Origin of the sequence: Pseudomonas sp. SJZ131 (assembly GCF_007828705.1) — a bacterium.
Taxonomy (GTDB): Bacteria; Pseudomonadota; Gammaproteobacteria; order Pseudomonadales; family Pseudomonadaceae; genus Aquipseudomonas; species Aquipseudomonas prosekii.
On sequence record NZ_VIVC01000002.1, the window covers coordinates 1,282,745 to 1,299,350 of the forward strand.

General features: G+C 60.8%; 11 protein-coding genes. 5 read left to right on the forward strand and 6 right to left on the reverse strand.

Going from position 1 to position 16,606, the window contains the following annotated elements:
• Window positions 1-6: 6 nt before the first annotated feature.
• On the reverse strand, window positions 7-1,431 hold the full coding sequence (ccoN, locus tag FBY12_RS12905; RefSeq protein WP_092270808.1) for a cytochrome-c oxidase, cbb3-type subunit I: 1,425 nt from the start codon (window positions 1,429-1,431) through the stop codon (window positions 7-9).
• A 109-nt stretch (window positions 1,432-1,540) separates the two neighbouring features.
• Here ccoN and FBY12_RS12910 point away from each other — a divergent pair, with 109 nt between their 5' ends.
• Complete coding sequence (locus FBY12_RS12910; protein ID WP_145253069.1) at window positions 1,541-2,233, forward strand: alpha/beta family hydrolase; 693 nt, start codon at window positions 1,541-1,543, stop codon at window positions 2,231-2,233.
• A 218-nt stretch (window positions 2,234-2,451) separates the two neighbouring features.
• Here the strand turns inward: FBY12_RS12910 and FBY12_RS12915 are convergent, their stop codons facing one another.
• Together FBY12_RS12915 and acnA are read right to left on the reverse strand one after the other, a co-directional pair.
• Window positions 2,452-4,017 carry a PAS domain-containing methyl-accepting chemotaxis protein gene (locus tag FBY12_RS12915; RefSeq protein ID WP_121734335.1) on the reverse strand — a complete coding sequence of 522 codons (1,566 nt, stop codon included), beginning with the start codon at window positions 4,015-4,017 and terminating at the stop codon, window positions 2,452-2,454.
• A gap of 845 nt (window positions 4,018-4,862) precedes the next feature.
• Window positions 4,863-7,604: an aconitate hydratase AcnA gene (acnA, locus tag FBY12_RS12925; RefSeq protein WP_145253071.1), complete on the reverse strand. Its 2,742-nt coding sequence runs from the start codon at window positions 7,602-7,604 to the stop codon at window positions 4,863-4,865.
• A gap of 222 nt (window positions 7,605-7,826) precedes the next feature.
• Here acnA and rlmM point away from each other — a divergent pair, with 222 nt between their 5' ends.
• The gene (gene rlmM / locus FBY12_RS12930) at window positions 7,827-8,900 is read left to right on the forward strand and encodes a 23S rRNA (cytidine(2498)-2'-O)-methyltransferase RlmM (RefSeq protein WP_121734332.1); all 1,074 of its coding nucleotides are present in this window, start codon (window positions 7,827-7,829) and stop codon (window positions 8,898-8,900) included.
• A gap of 191 nt (window positions 8,901-9,091) precedes the next feature.
• Window positions 9,092-9,343 (forward strand): sulfurtransferase TusA, encoded by a 252-nt coding sequence (gene tusA, locus FBY12_RS12935; RefSeq protein ID WP_121757326.1) that lies wholly within the window; start codon window positions 9,092-9,094, stop codon window positions 9,341-9,343.
• Here the strand turns inward: tusA and FBY12_RS12940 are convergent.
• Window positions 9,340-10,746 carry an MATE family efflux transporter gene (locus FBY12_RS12940; protein WP_145253072.1) on the reverse strand — a complete coding sequence of 469 codons (1,407 nt, stop codon included), beginning with the start codon at window positions 10,744-10,746 and terminating at the stop codon, window positions 9,340-9,342. The two genes, tusA and FBY12_RS12940, sit on opposite strands and share 4 nt — an antisense overlap.
• Before the next feature lie 204 nt (window positions 10,747-10,950).
• Here FBY12_RS12940 and pdxB point away from each other — a divergent pair, with 204 nt between their 5' ends.
• Window positions 10,951-12,093, forward strand: a complete 1,143-nt coding sequence (gene pdxB, locus FBY12_RS12945; RefSeq protein WP_145253073.1) for a 4-phosphoerythronate dehydrogenase PdxB — start codon at window positions 10,951-10,953, stop codon at window positions 12,091-12,093.
• 176 nt (window positions 12,094-12,269) lie between these two features.
• On the opposite strand, the gene FBY12_RS12950 is transcribed toward pdxB, so the two are convergent.
• On the reverse strand, window positions 12,270-12,449 hold the full coding sequence (locus FBY12_RS12950; protein ID WP_121734329.1) for a PA1571 family protein: 180 nt from the start codon (window positions 12,447-12,449) through the stop codon (window positions 12,270-12,272).
• 271 nt (window positions 12,450-12,720) lie between these two features.
• Between FBY12_RS12950 and FBY12_RS12955 the strand changes: the two genes are divergently transcribed.
• A complete protein-coding gene (locus FBY12_RS12955) occupies window positions 12,721-14,508 on the forward strand; it encodes an ABC transporter transmembrane domain-containing protein (protein ID WP_145253074.1) in 1,788 nt (595 codons plus the stop codon).
• Window positions 14,509-14,614: 106 nt separating this feature from the next.
• Here FBY12_RS12955 and FBY12_RS12960 read toward each other — a convergent pair whose 3' ends face one another.
• Window positions 14,615-16,543, reverse strand: a complete 1,929-nt coding sequence (locus tag FBY12_RS12960; RefSeq protein WP_145253075.1) for a transglycosylase SLT domain-containing protein — start codon at window positions 16,541-16,543, stop codon at window positions 14,615-14,617.
• Window positions 16,544-16,606: the final 63 nt, after the last annotated feature.

A 16,606-nucleotide genomic window follows, 5' to 3' on the forward strand; every position in this document is an offset into this window, starting at 1 on the left:
GACTCCTCAGGCCATCTGCGCGGCAGCGGCGGCTTCGGCAGGCTGCGAGGCCCGCACGGTGCGCCAGGTGTTGTAGGCCATCAGCAACATGCCGCTGAAGAAAATCGCCCCGCCGACCAGCCGCACGACGAAGCCCGGATGGCTGGCCACCAGGGTTTCGACGAAGGAATAAGTCAGCGTGCCGTCTTCGTTCACCGCACGCCACATGAGGCCCTGGGCGATGCCGTTGACCCACATCGAAGCGATGTAGAGCACGGTGCCGATGGTTGCGAGCCAGAAGTGCGCGTTGATCAGGCCGATGCTGTGCATCTGCGCGCGGCCGAAGATTTTCGGGATCATGTGGTAAAGCGCGCCGATGGAAATCATCGCCACCCAGCCGAGTGCGCCGGCGTGAACGTGGCCGATGGTCCAGTCGGTGTAGTGGGAGAGGGCGTTCACAGTCTTGATCGCCATCATCGGCCCTTCGAAGGTCGACATGCCGTAGAACGCCAGCGAGACCACGAGGAAGCGCAGGATCGGGTCGCTGCGCAACTTATGCCAGGCGCCCGACAGCGTCATCATCCCGTTGATCATCCCGCCCCAGCTCGGTGCCAGCAGGATCAGCGACATCACCATGCCCAGCGACTGCGCCCAGTCCGGCAGCGCGGTGTAGTGCAAATGGTGCGGGCCGGCCCAGATGTACAAAGTGATCAGTGCCCAGAAGTGCACGATCGACAAGCGATACGAGTACACCGGGCGCTCAGCCTGTTTCGGCACGAAGTAATACATCATCCCGAGGAAGCCTGCGGTGAGGAAGAAACCTACCGCGTTGTGCCCGTACCACCACTGCACCATGGCGTCGGTCGCGCCGCCGTACAGCGAGTAGGACTTGGTCCAGCTGACCGGGATTTCCATGTTGTTGACGATGTGCAGAATCGCCACGGTGACGATGAATGCCCCGAAGAACCAGTTGCCGACGTAGATGTGCTTGGTCTTGCGCTTGGCCAATGTGCCGAAGAACACGATCGCGTAAGCGACCCAGACGATGGTGATCAGGATGTCGATCGGCCATTCCAGCTCGGCGTATTCCTTGGAGCTGGTGTAACCCAGCGGCAGGCTGATCGCCGCCAGCAGGATGACCAACTGCCAGCCCCAGAAGCAGAATGCGGCGACTTTCGGTGCAAACAGTTGCGTCTGGCAGGTGCGTTGCACCGAATAGAACGAACTGGCGAACAGGGCGCAACCGCCGAACGCGAAGATCACCGCGTTGGTGTGCAACGGACGCAGGCGCCCGAAACTGGTCCACGGCAAATTGAAGTTGAGTTCGGGCCAGACCAATTGAGCGGCGAGAAAAACCCCGAGCCCCATGCCGACGATGCCCCACACCACCGTCATAATGGCGAATTGGCGGACCACCTTGTAGTTGTAGGCGGTACTGATAGAAGTGTTCATGGTTCCCCATCCACGGTTCAGCCGAAGTGAATGCGCGTCTTCGCAAACAAGTCGCGAGGCAAGCGCTTCCTTCGCCTGGAGTTATAGGCAGACTAAAAGCGAGGCAAGCATGGACAAACAGCACAAGGCCAGTATTGACGGGGATCAATGGGCGCGGTGCGTGGCCGAACGTGGTTGGCTTTGGGATGCGCCGTCGAAGCCGTCATCGACCACGCTGATCCTGGCCCACGGTGCCGGTGCGCCGATGGACAGTGCCTGGATGAACGACATGGCTGCGCGCCTTGCGGCGTCTGGGGTCAACGTGTTGCGCTTCGAGTTTCCGTACATGGCGCAACGGCGGGTGGATGGCGGTAAACGCCCGCCGAATCCGGCGCCGAAACTGCTCGAATGCTGGCGCGAGGTATACGCCGAGGTGCGACGCCATGTCACTGGGCGTTTGGCCATCGGCGGCAAGTCGATGGGCGGGCGGATGGCCAGTTTGCTCGTCGATGAGTTGGGCGCCGATGCTTTGGTGTGCCTGGGTTATCCGTTTTACGCGGTGGGCAAACCGGAGAAACCTCGGGTCGAGCATTTGGCCGGGCTGCAGACGCGGACGCTGATTGTGCAGGGCGAGCGCGATGCGCTGGGCAATCGGGCGGCGGTCGAGGCTTATGATTTGTCGCCGAGTATCGAGGTGTTCTGGCTGGTGGCCGGGGATCATGATTTGAAGCCGTTGAAGGCTTCGGGGTTTAGCCATGAGCAGCATTTGGCAGCTGCGGCGGGGCGGGTGGCTGCGTTCCTTCAGGGCCAGCCCTCACCCTAACCCTCTCCCAGAGGGAGAGGGGACTGACCGATGTGTTTATTCGAGCTACATCGACCTGACCTATCGAGTCGAACTCAGGCTCCGGAACCGACAAAGATCGGCTCCCTTTCCCCCTCTCCCCTATGGGGAGAGGGTTGGGGTGAGGGGTGCATTTTCAAGACGATACAAATCTCAAACTCTACCCACCCCACACTCCGAGTATCAGCTTCTAGCAACAATCAGCGGTTAAACCGCTCCACCAACGAATACTGAGTATTAGCCGTCTTCGTCAGTTCTTCACTCAACAGTGCCGAGTGCTGTGCCTGTTCCGACGTCTGGTCCGCCAGGTGCGAGATGTTGCTGATGTTGCGGCTGATTTCTTCCGCCACCGAGCTTTGCTCTTCGGTCGCGGCAGCAATCTGCGTGGTCATGTCGGTGATGTGCGCCACCGCTTCGCTGATCCCGATCAACGCCTGATCCGCTTCCAGCACCCGCGCCACGCCTTCTTCAGCCTGGCGATGGCCGGCGTCCATGGTTTGCACGGCGGTGTTGGCGGTTTGCTGCAGCTTGGCGATCAGCGCATGAATCTGCCCGGTCGACTCGCTGGTGCGTTGCGCCAGTTGCCGCACTTCGTCAGCCACTACCGCAAAACCACGGCCCATTTCACCGGCACGCGCCGCCTCGATGGCCGCGTTCAACGCCAGCAGGTTGGTCTGGTCGGCGATGCCTTTGATCACATCGACCACGCCACCGATTTCGTCGCTGTCCTTGGCCAATTGCGTCACGGTCATCCCGGTTTCACCGACCACCACCGACAGCCGCTGAATGGCTTCGCGGGTTTCCCCGGCGATGTCGCGACCGCGACCGGTCAGGCGATTGGCTTCCTGCGTGGCATCAGCGGTGCGCTGCACGTGGCTGGCGACTTCCTGAGTGGTGGCAGCCATCTGATTGACGGCGGTGGCCACTTGCTCGGTTTCGACGCGCTGGCGTTCCAGGCCGCTGGAGCTTTTGTGCGCCAGGGTATCGGACTGTTTCGCTTGGTCACTCAGGTGCTCGGCGGTGTCTTGCAGCCGGGTCAGGCAGGTTTTCAGGCGCGCTTCCTGGCTGAGAATCGACATCTCCAGGCGCGCCTGGGCGCCGCGACTGTCGGTGTACATCTGCGCGATCAGCGGGTCGGACGTGGTCTGCCCGGCCAGCACCAGCAACCGCTTGAGGCCGCGTTGTTGCCAGGTCAAACCGAGCAAGCCCAGCGGCACCGACAGCGCCGCCGCCAAGGCAAAACCCCATTGCGAGTTGAGCGAAGCGCCGATCATGAAGCTCAGTTGGCTGACCAGAATGAACGGCAGCCAATCCTGCAGCACCGGCAGCCATTTGTCCGTCGAAGGAATCGCCGACTTGCCCTGATTGATGCGTTGGTAGAGCGCTTCGGCCCGGCGGATCTGTTCGGCGGTGGGCTTGACCCGCACCGACTCGTAACCGACCACCTGATTGCCTTCAAACACCGGTGTGACGTAGGCGTTAACCCAGTAGTGGTCACCGGTCTTGCAGCGATTCTTGACAATGCCCATCCATGGCAAGCCTTGTTTCAACGTGCTCCACATATGCGCAAACACCGCTGCCGGCACGTCGGGGTGACGTACCAGATTGTGCGGCGCACGGATCAGCTCCTCACGGGAAAACCCACTGATTTCGACGAAAGCGTCGTTGCAGTAAGTGATCACGCCTTTGGCGTCGGTCGTGGAAATCAACCGTTGCTGAGCCGGGAACGTCCGTTCGCGTTGTGTCGTGGGTTGGTTATTACGCATGGCTTTTTCAATCCGTGAGGCTTTGACAGGGTGTCGGCATGGAGTCGGATTTGTTGAAGTTTATTTTTCAATAACCGGCGGTGCGTCGCAGAAATGAGCATTGCGTTGGATTGGATTTCCGGTCAACGCATAACCCCCTGTAGGAGTGAGCCTGCTCGCGATAGCGGTGTGTCAGTCGACATTTGCGGCGGCTGGTGCACCGCCATCGCGAGCAGGCTCACTCCCACATTGGTCGGTATTGCACGCATAAACCCTGTGGGAGCGAGCTTGCTCGCGATGGGGCCATTACATTCAGCAACAATATCGCCTGATACACCGCCATCCCGAGCAAGCTCGGTCCCACAGTGGGTCGGGGGCGTGCAGGAAGTTTGTGCCCCACGCAAAACTCCTTTGTAGGAGTGAGCCTGCTCGCGATGGCGGTGGGTCAATCAACATTTGCGGCGGCTGGTGCACCGCCATCGCGAGCAGGCTCACTCCCACATTGGCCGGTGTTGCACGCATAAACCCTGTGGGAGCGAGCTTGCTCGCGATGGGGCCATTACATTCAGCATCAATATCGCCTGATACACCGTCATCCCGAGCAAGCTCGGTCCCACAGTGGGTCGGCGGTGTGCAGGAATTTTGTGCCCCACGCAAAACCCCCTTGTAGGAGTGAGCCTGCTCGCGATGGGGCCATTACATTCAGCATCAATATCGACTGATAAGCCGCCATCCCGAGCAAGCTCGGTCCCACAGTGGGTCGGGGGTGTGCAGGGGATTTGTGTTGCACGCACAACCCCCCAGGCTCAGCGCCCGGCACATACAAAAACACCGCCCGAAGGCGGTGTCTCTGTCAGCAACGATGGTCAGGAAGCGATCAACTGCCGCAACACGTAATGCAGGATCCCGCCAGCCTTGAAGTATTCCACTTCGTTCAGCGTATCGATCCGGCACAACACTTCGACTTTCTCGCTGCGCCCGTCTTCACGGGTAATCACCAGCGTCAGGTTCATCCGTGGCGTCACTTCCACCCCGCTGAGGCCGAGGATATCCACCGTCTCCTTGCCGGTCAGGTTCAGGCTTTTGCGGTTCTGATCCAGTTTGAATTGCAGCGGCAGCACGCCCATGCCCACCAGGTTGGAACGGTGAATACGCTCGAAGCTTTCGGCGATGACCGCTTTCACGCCTAGCAAGTTAGTGCCTTTCGCCGCCCAGTCGCGGCTGGAACCGGTGCCGTATTCTTGCCCGGCGATCACCACCAGCGGCGTGCCCGACGCCTGGTAACGCATCGCCGCGTCATAAATCGGCAAACGCTCGCCGGTCGGAATGTAAATGGTGTTGCCACCTTCCTCACCGCCAAGCATTTCGTTACGAATACGGATATTGGCAAACGTCCCGCGCATCATCACTTCGTGGTTGCCGCGCCGCGAACCGTAGGAGTTGAAGTCGCGCGGTTCGACGCCTTTCTCTTGCAGGTAGCGACCGGCGGGGCTGTCGATCTTGATATTGCCGGCCGGCGAGATGTGGTCGGTAGTCACCGAGTCGCCGAGCAGCGCCAGCACATTGGCCTTTTTCACGTCCTGAATCACCGGCAACGGCCCGCCGATGTCATCGAAGAACGGCGGATGCTGGATGTACGTCGAATCTTCCTGCCACACATACGTCGCCGCTTGCGGCACTTCAATCGCTTGCCATTGCGCGTCGCCGGCAAACACTTCGGCGTATTCCTTGTGGAACATCGCGGTGTTGACCTGATTCACCGCGTCGGCAATCTCTTGCGTACTTGGCCAGATATCGCGCAGATAAACCGGATTACCGTCCTGATCATTGCCCAGCGGCTCGCTGCTGATGTCGATGCGCACCGTGCCCGCCAACGCGTAAGCCACCACGAGCGGCGGGGAGGCCAGCCAGTTGGTTTTCACCAGCGGATGCACCCGGCCTTCGAAATTGCGGTTGCCGGACAGCACCGACGCCACGGCCAGATCGGCTTTCTGAATGGCTTTCTCGATCGGTTCCGGCAGCGGCCCGGAGTTGCCGATGCACGTGGTGCAGCCATAGCCAACCAGCGAAAAACCCAGCTGATCGAGGTATTGGGTCAGACCGGCGGCGTTGTAATAATCGGTGACCACTTTCGAACCCGGTGCCAACGAACTCTTGACCCACGGTTTGCGCGTCAGGCCTTTCTCGACGGCTTTTTTCGCCACCAGACCGGCGGCCATCATCACGCTCGGGTTGGAGGTGTTGGTGCAGGAAGTGATCGCAGCGATCACCACCGCGCCGTTTTTCAGGCGATAGGTGTGGCCGTCCGACTCGTATTCCGCTTCGCCGACCAAATCCGCGTTGCCGACCGCAACACCGCCGCCGCCCTCACTCTCCAGGCGACCTTCTTCTTTACTGGTGGGTTTGATTTGCAGGCCGAGGAAATCGCTGAACGCTTGGGCGACGTTCGGCAGCGACACGCGATCCTGCGGACGTTTCGGCCCGGCGAGGCTGGCTTCGACGCTGCCCATGTCCAACTCGAGGCTGTCGGTGAAAACCGGTTCCTTGCCCGGCAGGCGCCACAGGCCTTGAGCCTTGGTGTAGGCCTCGACCAGTTTCACCACTTGCGGCGGCCGGCCAGACAGGCGCAGGTAATCCAGCGTGACGTCGTCGACCGGGAAGAAGCCGCACGTCGCGCCATATTCCGGGGCCATGTTGGCGATGGTCGCGCGGTCGGCTAGCGGCAGATCGGCGAGGCCGTCGCCGTAGAATTCGACGAATTTGCCGACCACGCCTTTCTTGCGCAGCATCTGCGTGACGGTCAGCACCAGGTCAGTCGCGGTGATGCCTTCCTTGAGTTTGCCGGTGAGTTTGAAACCGATCACTTCCGGGATCAGCATCGACACCGGTTGGCCGAGCATCGCCGCTTCCGCTTCGATCCCGCCAACACCCCAGCCGAGTACGCCGAGGCCATTGATCATGGTGGTGTGTGAGTCGGTGCCGACCAGCGTGTCGGGGAACGCGTAAGTGCGGCCGTCCTCGTCCTTGGTCCAAACGGTGCGGCCGAGGTATTCGAGGTTGACCTGGTGGCAAATCCCGGTGCCCGGTGGCACCACGCTGAAATTGTCGAAGGCGCTTTGGCCCCAGCGCAAAAAGGCATAACGCTCGCCATTGCGCTGCATTTCGATGTCGACGTTTTGTTCGAAGGCACTGGAACTGGCAAATTTATCGACCATCACTGAGTGGTCGATCACCAAGTCCACTGGCGATAACGGGTTGATCCGCTGCGGGTCGCCGCCGGCCTTGGCCATGGCGGCGCGCATGGCGGCGAGGTCGACCACCGCCGGCACTCCGGTGAAGTCCTGCATTAATACCCGGGCCGGGCGGTATTGGATTTCGCGGTCGGAGCGACGCTCCTTGAGCCACGCGGCAATCGCCTTGAGGTCGGCGCCGGTGACGGTTTTTTCGTCCTCCCAGCGCAGCAGGTTTTCCAGCAGGACTTTCAACGACATCGGCAGTTTGTCGAGGTCACCGAGGCTCTTGGCAGCGTCGGGCAGACTGAAATAGTGATAAGTCTGGTCGTCGATTTGTAAGGTTTTAAGGGTTTTCAGGCTATCGAGGGACGGCATTTGAAATGACTCCTTTAAGTCCGCACGGCTACGGACTTGGGGGACGGACAGAGCGTTAAACCTAGCCCTGTTTTAAGTAGCTGGCTAATAACTGGACTTTATCGACAAGTCCAAGGTTCCGAACTCGGCTATCATGCGCCGGTTTTCGTGACAGGCTTTGCTTCAACGCAAGCCTGGGCATCGCGCAGTGGCTGAATTCTCGCCATCTGCCCAGGAGTAAGAATGAACACCCTATTTATGCATTGCCGGCCGGGCTTCGAAGGCGAAGTCTGCTCCGAGATTTCCGAACACGCCGCGCGGCTGAATGTGGCCGGTTATGCCAAGGCTAAAACCGCCAGCGCCTGCGCCGAATTCATCTGCACCGAAGAAGACGGCGCCGCGCGCCTGATGCGTGGTCAGCGTTTCGCCGATCTGATCTTCCCGCGCCAATGGGCGCGCGGGATCTTCATCGATCTGCCGGAAACCGACCGTATCAGCGTGATCCTCGCGCACATCGCCGACTTCCCGGTGTGCGGCAGCCTGTGGCTGGAGATGGTCGACACCAACGATGGCAAGGAGCTGTCGAACTTCTGCAAGAAGTTTGAAGTTCACCTGCGCAAAGCGCTGCTGGCTGCCGGCAGACTGGTGGAAGACGCAAGCAAGCCGCGCCTGTTGCTGACGTTCAAAAGTGGCCGTGAAGTGTTTGTCGGCCTCGCCGAGTCGAATAATTCGGCGATGTGGCCAATGGGCATTCCGCGCCTGAAGTTTCCGCGTGACGCGCCAAGCCGTTCGACGTTGAAGCTGGAAGAGGCCTGGCACCACTTCATCCCGCGTGATCAGTGGGACGAGCGTCTGCACAGTGACATGACCGGCGTTGACCTCGGCGCGGCACCCGGCGGCTGGACCTGGCAACTGGTCAACCGCGGCATGCTCGTGACCGCGATCGACAACGGACCGATGGCCGAAAGCCTGATGGACACCGGTCTGGTGCAGCATTTGATGGCTGACGGTTTTACTTTCAAGCCGCGTCAGCCGGTGGACTGGATGGTCTGCGACATCGTCGAGAAACCCGCGCGCAACGCGGCGATGCTCGAAGAGTGGATTGGCGAGGGACATTGCCGCGAAGCGGTGGTCAACCTCAAGTTGCCGATGAAACAGCGTTACGCCGAAGTGAAACGCTTGCTGGAGCGGATTGCCGAAGGTTTCAAGGAGCGCGGGATCAAAGTCGAAATCGGCTGCAAACAGCTGTACCACGACCGCGAAGAAGTGACCTGCCACTTGCGCCGAATCGACGTGAAGAAACCTAAATCCCGCTGAGTCGCGCCCGTATTGCGGGCGCCACCCAACCTTGTGGGAGCGAGGCTTGCCCGCGAAGCTTTTAGCGTCTTCAAGGACGCCTTCGCGGGCATGCCTCGCTCCTACAAGGGCGGGGGCGGGGTGGTGTTATGAGACAGATGACCGAATACCCGGCAATGCGCGACAATGCCGGCCAGTTTCAGGAGTGAATCATGAGTGAAATGCTTGATCAGCCGGTTGACGGCACCCTCGACGCCACCGGCCTCAATTGCCCGGAACCGGTGATGATGCTGCACCAGCACATCCGTGATCTGGTGCCCGGCGGCTTGCTCAAAGTGATCGCCACCGACCCGTCGACCCGGCGCGATATCCCCAAGTTTTGCGTGTTCCTGGACCATGAGCTGGTCGGCCAGCACGAAGAGGCCGGCACCTACCTCTACTGGATCCGCAAAAAACTCGCTTAACCCGCCGACTTGCTGCTGCGGATCCGCTTGCGGGCACTGCGCGCCAGGCGGATCGACAGCATCAACGCCGCGCAACTCAGGCCGACGATCAAACCCTGCCACAGCCCGCTCGGGCCACTTGGCGCGCCGAACCAGTCGGTCAGGCCCAGCGCGTAACCCACCGGCAAACCAATCCCCCAATAGGCAAACAGGGTCAGGATCATCGTCACCCGCGTGTCCTGATAACCGCGCAACGCGCCGGCCGCCGTGACCTGGATCGCGTCGGAAAACTGAAACAGCGCCGAGTACACGATCAGCATCGCCGCAATATGGATCACTTGCGGGTCGGTGGTGTAGATGGTCGCAATCGGTTCACGCAGCAACAGCATCATGCTCGCCGACAGGCAGGCATACGCCAAAGCACTGCCCATGCCGACACCCGCCGCGAAGCGCGCTTCCCGCGGTTCATTGCGCCCCAGCGCCTGACCGACGCGCACGGTCACGGCCATGCCCAGCGAATACGGAATCATGAACACCAGCGAACTGACGTTCAGCGCGATTTGATGCCCGGCGACCACGGTCGCGCCGAGGCTGCCAATCAGCAATGCAATCACTGCGAAGATGCTCGATTCGGCGAACACCGCGATGCCGATGGGCAGGCCGATACTCAGCAGCCGTTTGATCACCGCCCATTGTGGCCAGTCGAAACGGCTGAACAATTCGCTCGCCTGATACGCCGGCGCCCAGCGCGTGTACACGACCATGCCCAGCGCCATGAACCACATGACAATGGCGGTGGCCCAGCCGCAACCGACGCCGCCCATCGCCGGCACGCCGAAGTGGCCATAAATGAACACGTAGTTGAGCGGGATGTTCAGCGCCAGTGCACACAAGCCCAAAACCATCGCCGGACGCGTGCGGCCCATGCCGTCGCTGTAGCAACGCAGTACGTGATACAGCGCCACTGCCGGCAAACCGCAAGCGATTCCGCGCAGGTATTGCATGCACGGGCCGATCAGTTCCGGATCGACTTTCATGACGCGCAAGATCGGTTCGGCGCTGAACAGGATCAGCGTCGCCAGCAACCCGACCACCGTCGCCAGCCACAATGCCTGGCGCACCAACGGGCCGATTTCAGTGTGCGTGCCGGCGCCGAAGCGCTGGGCGACTTTCGGCGTGGTTGCCAGCAGCGTGCCGGTCATCAGCAGAAACACCGGCACCCAGATCGAGTTGCCCAACGCCACCGCCGCCAGATCCCGCGAACTGACACGACCGGCCATCACCGCATCGACGAAGCCCATGGCGGTGGTCGCCAGTTGCGCGATCATGATCGGCAGCGCGAGGGCGAACAGATTCTTCAGCTCCAGGCGAATCCGCGCGGGGCGGGTGAGGGTGATGGCAACGGGGCGGGTAACGGAAGTCAAGGGCGTAGCGTCCAGGAAAATGTGATGCGCAAGGGCCGCGCATTCTACCCGTTGACGCACTGGTCAGGAAAACCGCTGTGTTGGGGATTTGTAATCGTCCTTTGAACATTGCGACATCCCCTCGCGATCACGGTGGGCGCAATGCCTGCTGGCTCAGCATGGTCTTCTGCAACTACACTGCCGATCCGCCTAAGGAGCCTCGCCATGCTGATTGTTGCCGACGAAAATATTCCGCTGCTCGATGCCTTTTTTCAGGGTTTCGGCGAAATCCGCCGGGTGCCGGGGCGTTCCATCGACCGTGCCACGGTCGAGCAGGCTGACGTTTTGCTGGTGCGCTCGGTGACCAACGTCAACCGCGCACTGCTCGAAGGCAGCAACGTCAAGTTTGTCGGCACCTGCACTATCGGCACCGATCACCTCGATCTGGATTACTTCAAACACGCCGGCATCACTTGGTCCAGCGCGCCCGGCTGCAACGCTCGCGGCGTGGTCGATTACGTGCTCGGCAGCCTGCTGACCCTCGCCGAAATCGAAGGCGCCGACCTGACCCGCCGCACGTATGGCGTGGTCGGTGCCGGTGAAGTCGGTGGGCGTCTGGTCAAAGTGCTGCAAGGCCTGGGCTGGAACGTGCTGGTCTGCGATCCGCCACGACAAGCGGCGCAGGGTGGCGATTTTGTCAGCCTCGAGCAGATCATCGAGCAGTGCGACGTCATCAGCCTGCACACGCCGCTGAAGAAACACGGCGCGCAATCGACGTGGCATCTGTTCGATCACGCGCGTTTGAATCAACTCAAGCACGGCGCCTGGCTGATCAACGCCAGCCGTGGCCCGGTGGTCGACAACGCTGCGCTGCGTCGCGTGTTGCTCGAGCGCGAAGACCTGCAAGCGGTGCTGGACGTCTGGGAAGGCGAGCCGGAAGTCGATGCGGCGCTCGCCGAGCTGTGCGTGTTGGCGACACCGCATATTGCCGGTTACAGCCTCGATGGCAAACAGCGCGGCACGGCGCAGATTTATCAGGCGTATTGCGAGTTCCTCGGTCAGGCGCCGCAGGTCAGCCTCACCGATCTGCTGCCGGCGCCATGGTTGTCGCAGGTGACTGTGCACGCGGACAGCGACCCGGCGTGGGCGCTGGCGATGATTTGCCGTGGCGTGTACGACCCGCGCCGCGATGACGCAGATTTCCGCCGCAGCCTGGTCGGCACGGTGAGCGAGCAGCGCGCGGCATTCGATGCGCTGCGCAAGCATTACCCGGCGCGCAGGGAGATTGATGGGTTGCAGGTGCGGATTGAAGGCGATTCGCCCGTGTTGCGGAATATTGTGGCGGCATTGGGTGCGACGGTTGTCTGAGATCGGGCTGGCCCAATCGCGGGCAAGCCTTGCTCCTACAGTTTTTGCGCTGTAGGAGCGAGGCTTGCCCGCGAACGGCCGCACCACAATTCCCGATCACCACCCATAAAAAACCCGGCCAACCTGGGCCGGGTCAAGAAGACGTTGGCTACATCACTTTTATTCGGCAGGCTTGATCACTTCTGTTCGGCAGGCTTGACTAAGCGCTTTTCCAGTTCGCGGCACGCGTTCTGGATCATGCCTTCAGTAATCGGTACTTCGCGGCCCTGCTCATCGATAATCGAGCAACCCAGAGACTGGTCGGGCTGTGTGCGGATCACTTCAATTTTGTCTTCGCTGCTGTGTTGCAAGGACATGGCCTGTCTCCTCATCAGGTTGTGTGCTTACTCTAAAACCGCCAAGTGACCGGGCTGTGACAACTCCCTGCGGTACTTCCAGAGCGGCATTGACAGTCCACCAGAAATGCTCCGGCGTTACCACCGGCACTTTAGACCGATAGCATCTAGCCGGTAGTGTCGGCGGGCATAATTAACCTGACTCATTGTGATTTACAGAGTTTCCGTCTTAACGAACTGTATGTAACCGCTGGCCCCTGAAACCGCTTCAACCGCGAATCTGGATAACCCAATGCTCTCATCCCGTCACCGCCGCGCGCTTCGCCTGACCAGCCACTTCCTCGCGCCGTATCGCTGGCCGGCGGTTGGCGCGTTGCTCGCGCTGATCGTCACGGCCGGCATTACCTTGTCGATGGGGCAGGGCATTCGCCTGTTGGTCGATCAGGGGTTCATGACGCAATCGCCGCACCTGCTCAACCAGTCCATCGGCTTGTTCATGGTCTTGGTCGCAGGGCTGGCGGTCGGCACATTTGCGCGGTTTTATCTGGTGTCGTGGATCGGTGAACGGGTGGTCGCGGACATTCGTCGCCAAGTCTTCAACCACTTGGTGTACCTGCATCCGGGCTTTTATGAAGACAACCGCAGTTCCGAGATCCAGTCGCGGCTGACCGCCGACACGACGCTGTTGCAATCGGTGATCGGTTCGTCGCTTTCGCTGTTTCTGCGCAATTTGCTGATGGTGATCGGCGGCATCGTGCTGCTGTTTATCACCAACCCCAAACTGAGCAGCATCGTCGTGATCGCGTTGCCGTTGGTGATCGCGCCGATCCTGATCTTCGGCCGCCGGGTCCGCAGCCTGTCACGCGAGAGCCAGGACCGGATTGCCGATGTTGGCAGCTACGTTGCCGAAACCCTCGGCCAGATCAAGACCGTGCAGGCCTACAACCACCAGGTTCAAGATGAAAAACGCTTCGCGCTGACCGTGGAAGAAGCGTTCGCCACAGCGCGCAAACGTATCGTCCAGCGCGCCTGGCTGATCACGCTGGTGATCGTTCTGGTGTTGGGCGCGGTCGGCGTGATGCTCTGGGTCGGCGGCATGGACGTGATCGCCGGGCGAATCTCCGGCGGTGAACTGGCGGCGTTCGTCTTCTATAGCCTGATCGTCGGCAGCGCCTTCGGCACCCTCAGCGAAGTCATCGGCGAATTGCAGCGAGCCGCCGGTGCGGCCGAACGAATCGCCGAACTGCTGCGCTCGGAAAACATCATCCAGCCACCGAGCACAGGGCTGGTGACGTTGCCCGAACGCGTGCAAGGCAACCTGCAACTGCAAGATGTGCGCTTTTCCTACCCGTCGCGTCCCGAAAGCTTCGCCGTCGACGGCTTGAATCTGACCATCAATGCTGGCGAAACCCTTGCGCTGGTCGGGCCGTCCGGCGCCGGCAAATCCACCGTTTATGATTTGCTGCTGCGATTTTATGACCCCGCCGAAGGACGTATTCTGCTCGACGGCGTGCCGCTGACCCAGCTCGATCCACTCGACCTGCGCCGCTGCTTTGCGCTGGTCTCGCAAAACCCGGCGCTGTTTTTCGGCAGCATCGAAGAAAACATTCGCTACGGCAACCCGTCCGCCAGCCTCGCCCAAGTCCAGGAAGCGGCAAAAATCGCCTACGCCCACGAGTTCATCGAGCAAATGCCAAACGGCTACCAGACCCACCTCGGCGACGGCGGCCTCGGTCTGTCCGGCGGCCAGCGCCAACGCCTGGCCATCGCTCGCGCGCTGCTGGTCGACGCGCCGATCCTGCTGCTCGACGAAGCCACCAGCGCCCTCGATGCACATAGCGAACACCTGATCCAGCAAGCCCTGCCAAGCCTGATGAAAAACCGCACCACGCTGGTCATCGCCCACAGACTGGCCACCGTAAAGAACGCTGACCGCATCGCGGTAATGGATCAGGGGAAATTGGTGGCGGTGGGCACGCATCAGGAGTTGGTGGCGAGCAATGCGTTGTATGCGCGGTTGGCGGCGTTGCAGTTCAGTGATGGTCGAGATGCGCAGCCCTACCCGCTAGCGACCAAGTAACCGACCAAGTAACCGTCTAAGTAACCGACCAAGTAGCGCCACAAACAAAAATGCCCGCATCAACCGATGCGGGCATTTTTTTGCGTTGCCGCGTCAGATCAAAACGTCATTGATCGTCGAAGTAGCGTTCATGCCAATCCACCAGCGGCTGCGGCGAGTTGAGTTTCTGGCCGTAGATCACTGAGTACGACAACACGTTTTGTACGTATTGGCGGGTTTCGTCGAACGGGATGCTTTCCACCCAGACGTCGAAGCTCAGGTGGTCGGCGCCGCGCAGCCATTGGCGCACGCGGCCGGGGCCGGCGTTGTAGGCGGCGGAGGCGAGGACGCGGTTGCCGTTGAATTGGCTGTGGACCTGGCTCAGGTAAGCGGCGCCGAGCTGGATGTTTTTGTCCGGGTCGAGCACTTGCTGCGGCGAGGCCAGGGGAATGCTGAACTTGCGCGCGGTTTCCTTGGCGGTGCCGGGCATTAGCTGCATCAGACCGCTGGCGCCGACGCCGGAGCGGGCGTCGTCCATGAAGGCACTTTCCTGGCGAGTGATGGCGAACACCCAGCTCGAATGCAAACCACGCACTTTGGCTTCACGCACCAGTGTTTCGCGGTGAGCCATCGGGAAACGAATGTCGAGGTCGTCCCAATACTGCGCCTGACTGATGGTACGGATCGCCGGGAAATACCATTTCAGGTCGTAAGCCAGTTTGGCCTGCGCGACCATCTCGTCACGGTTGAAATGACGGCTGACGTGATACCACTCGCGACGGCCATCGACGATCTGCCCGCGCGCATGGAACTCCAGCGCGCGGCGCACGCCCGGCGTGTTGCGCACTTTATTGATCAACGCCTGGCTGAGCACCAGCGGTTTGTTGTTCAGCGAATACGACGATTGCGAGCGGTCGGCGGCGAGGAAACCGTAGAAATCACGTTCGCGCGCCAAGCCCTTGTACAGCGTCTGCGCTTCCGGGTTTTGCGGTTGCGCCAATTCCAGACTGCGGGCCTGCCAGTAGCGCCAGCGGTTGGTCGTGGCGAGGTCTTGCGGCAAGCGCCGGGTCAACTGATAAGCGTCGTCCCAACGGGCGAGGCGCAGCAGCAGGCGCATACGCCATTCGGACACGGTGTTGTCGCGCAGTTCCGGGTCATACTTGGTCATCATGTCCAGCGCGCGCGGGTCGAAACGCTTGGCCAGGGTCAAGCCGATTTCCCGGGCGATCGCGACTTTCTCGTCGCGGGAGAAATGCATGCTGCTGGCATAGCCGTCGAGCATGGCCATGGCTTTGTCCGGATCCTGGCGCGCCAGACGGCGCAAGCCGAGGCTGACAATGTCGGACATCGGCTCGTCGGCCGGGATAAAACGCGAAGGCTGATTGAGCTGTTCCGGTTTTTGCGCCACGTCCACCAACAAGCGTCCGCGCGGGGCGAGGGTGGTCAGGCCGCTGACCAGGCTGTTGGCCAACGGATAGTTGCGTGCCTGAGCGGCAAGCTTGGTGCGTTCCCAGCGTTTCTGTTCAGTCAGTTGACCTTCGGCGGCCCAGATGCCGAACAGGCCATCGCAAGCAGCGGGCAGCGATTTGCCGGTCAGCCAGAGTTTTTCGGCGTTGGCATAACCAGCGGTTTTCTGGTTATGGCCAATCTGATACTGCGCGTTCAGGCAGTCGAGCTCGGTGAAGTTGAGCTTGGGATCGTAATACTTGACGAAGGTCGCCCAGTCGCCGCGGTCGGCCAGCCAGCGCAACCAGCGCAGCTTCATCCAGTTGGCCTGGGGCAGGTCACCGTGCTCGGCGAGGAATTTCTCGATTTCGGCGTTGCTCGCCGATTTCAGGCGCGCCGTCAGTTCGTCATAGGCCAGATATGGCTCCAGCGGATAATCGCTGAGCGCCTGGCTGTAACGGAAATACGGGCCGTTGTCGCCTTTGGCCAAGGCGCGTTTGGCCTCATCGTAATACTGGCGTTGGGTGGATAAATCCACGGCCTGGACTGATTGGGCGGCAGTGGCGGAAAGAAGCAAACATGAAAAAAGACTGAAAAGGCGACTGCGCATGAGACATCCGGGCAGAAAAATCATGACAAGTGCCGACATCATCAGCACTGAATAATCTGTAGC

Excerpts from the sequence above, each read along its gene's own strand:
- ccoN (WP_092270808.1), bottom strand. The coding sequence starts at position 1,431 with ATGAACACTTCTATCAGTACCGCCTACAACTACAAGGTGGTCCGCCAA.
- FBY12_RS12910 (WP_145253069.1), top strand. The coding sequence starts at position 1,541 with ATGGACAAACAGCACAAGGCCAGTATTGACGGGGATCAATGGGCGCGG.
- FBY12_RS12915 (WP_121734335.1), bottom strand. The coding sequence starts at position 4,017 with ATGCGTAATAACCAACCCACGACACAACGCGAACGGACGTTCCCGGCT.
- acnA (WP_145253071.1), bottom strand. The coding sequence starts at position 7,604 with ATGCCGTCCCTCGATAGCCTGAAAACCCTTAAAACCTTACAAATCGAC.
- rlmM (WP_121734332.1), top strand. The coding sequence starts at position 7,827 with ATGAACACCCTATTTATGCATTGCCGGCCGGGCTTCGAAGGCGAAGTC.
- tusA (WP_121757326.1), top strand. The coding sequence starts at position 9,092 with ATGAGTGAAATGCTTGATCAGCCGGTTGACGGCACCCTCGACGCCACC.
- pdxB (WP_145253073.1), top strand. The coding sequence starts at position 10,951 with ATGCTGATTGTTGCCGACGAAAATATTCCGCTGCTCGATGCCTTTTTT.
- FBY12_RS12950 (WP_121734329.1), bottom strand. The coding sequence starts at position 12,449 with ATGTCCTTGCAACACAGCAGCGAAGACAAAATTGAAGTGATCCGCACA.
- FBY12_RS12955 (WP_145253074.1), top strand. The coding sequence starts at position 12,721 with ATGCTCTCATCCCGTCACCGCCGCGCGCTTCGCCTGACCAGCCACTTC.
- FBY12_RS12960 (WP_145253075.1), bottom strand. The coding sequence starts at position 16,543 with ATGCGCAGTCGCCTTTTCAGTCTTTTTTCATGTTTGCTTCTTTCCGCC.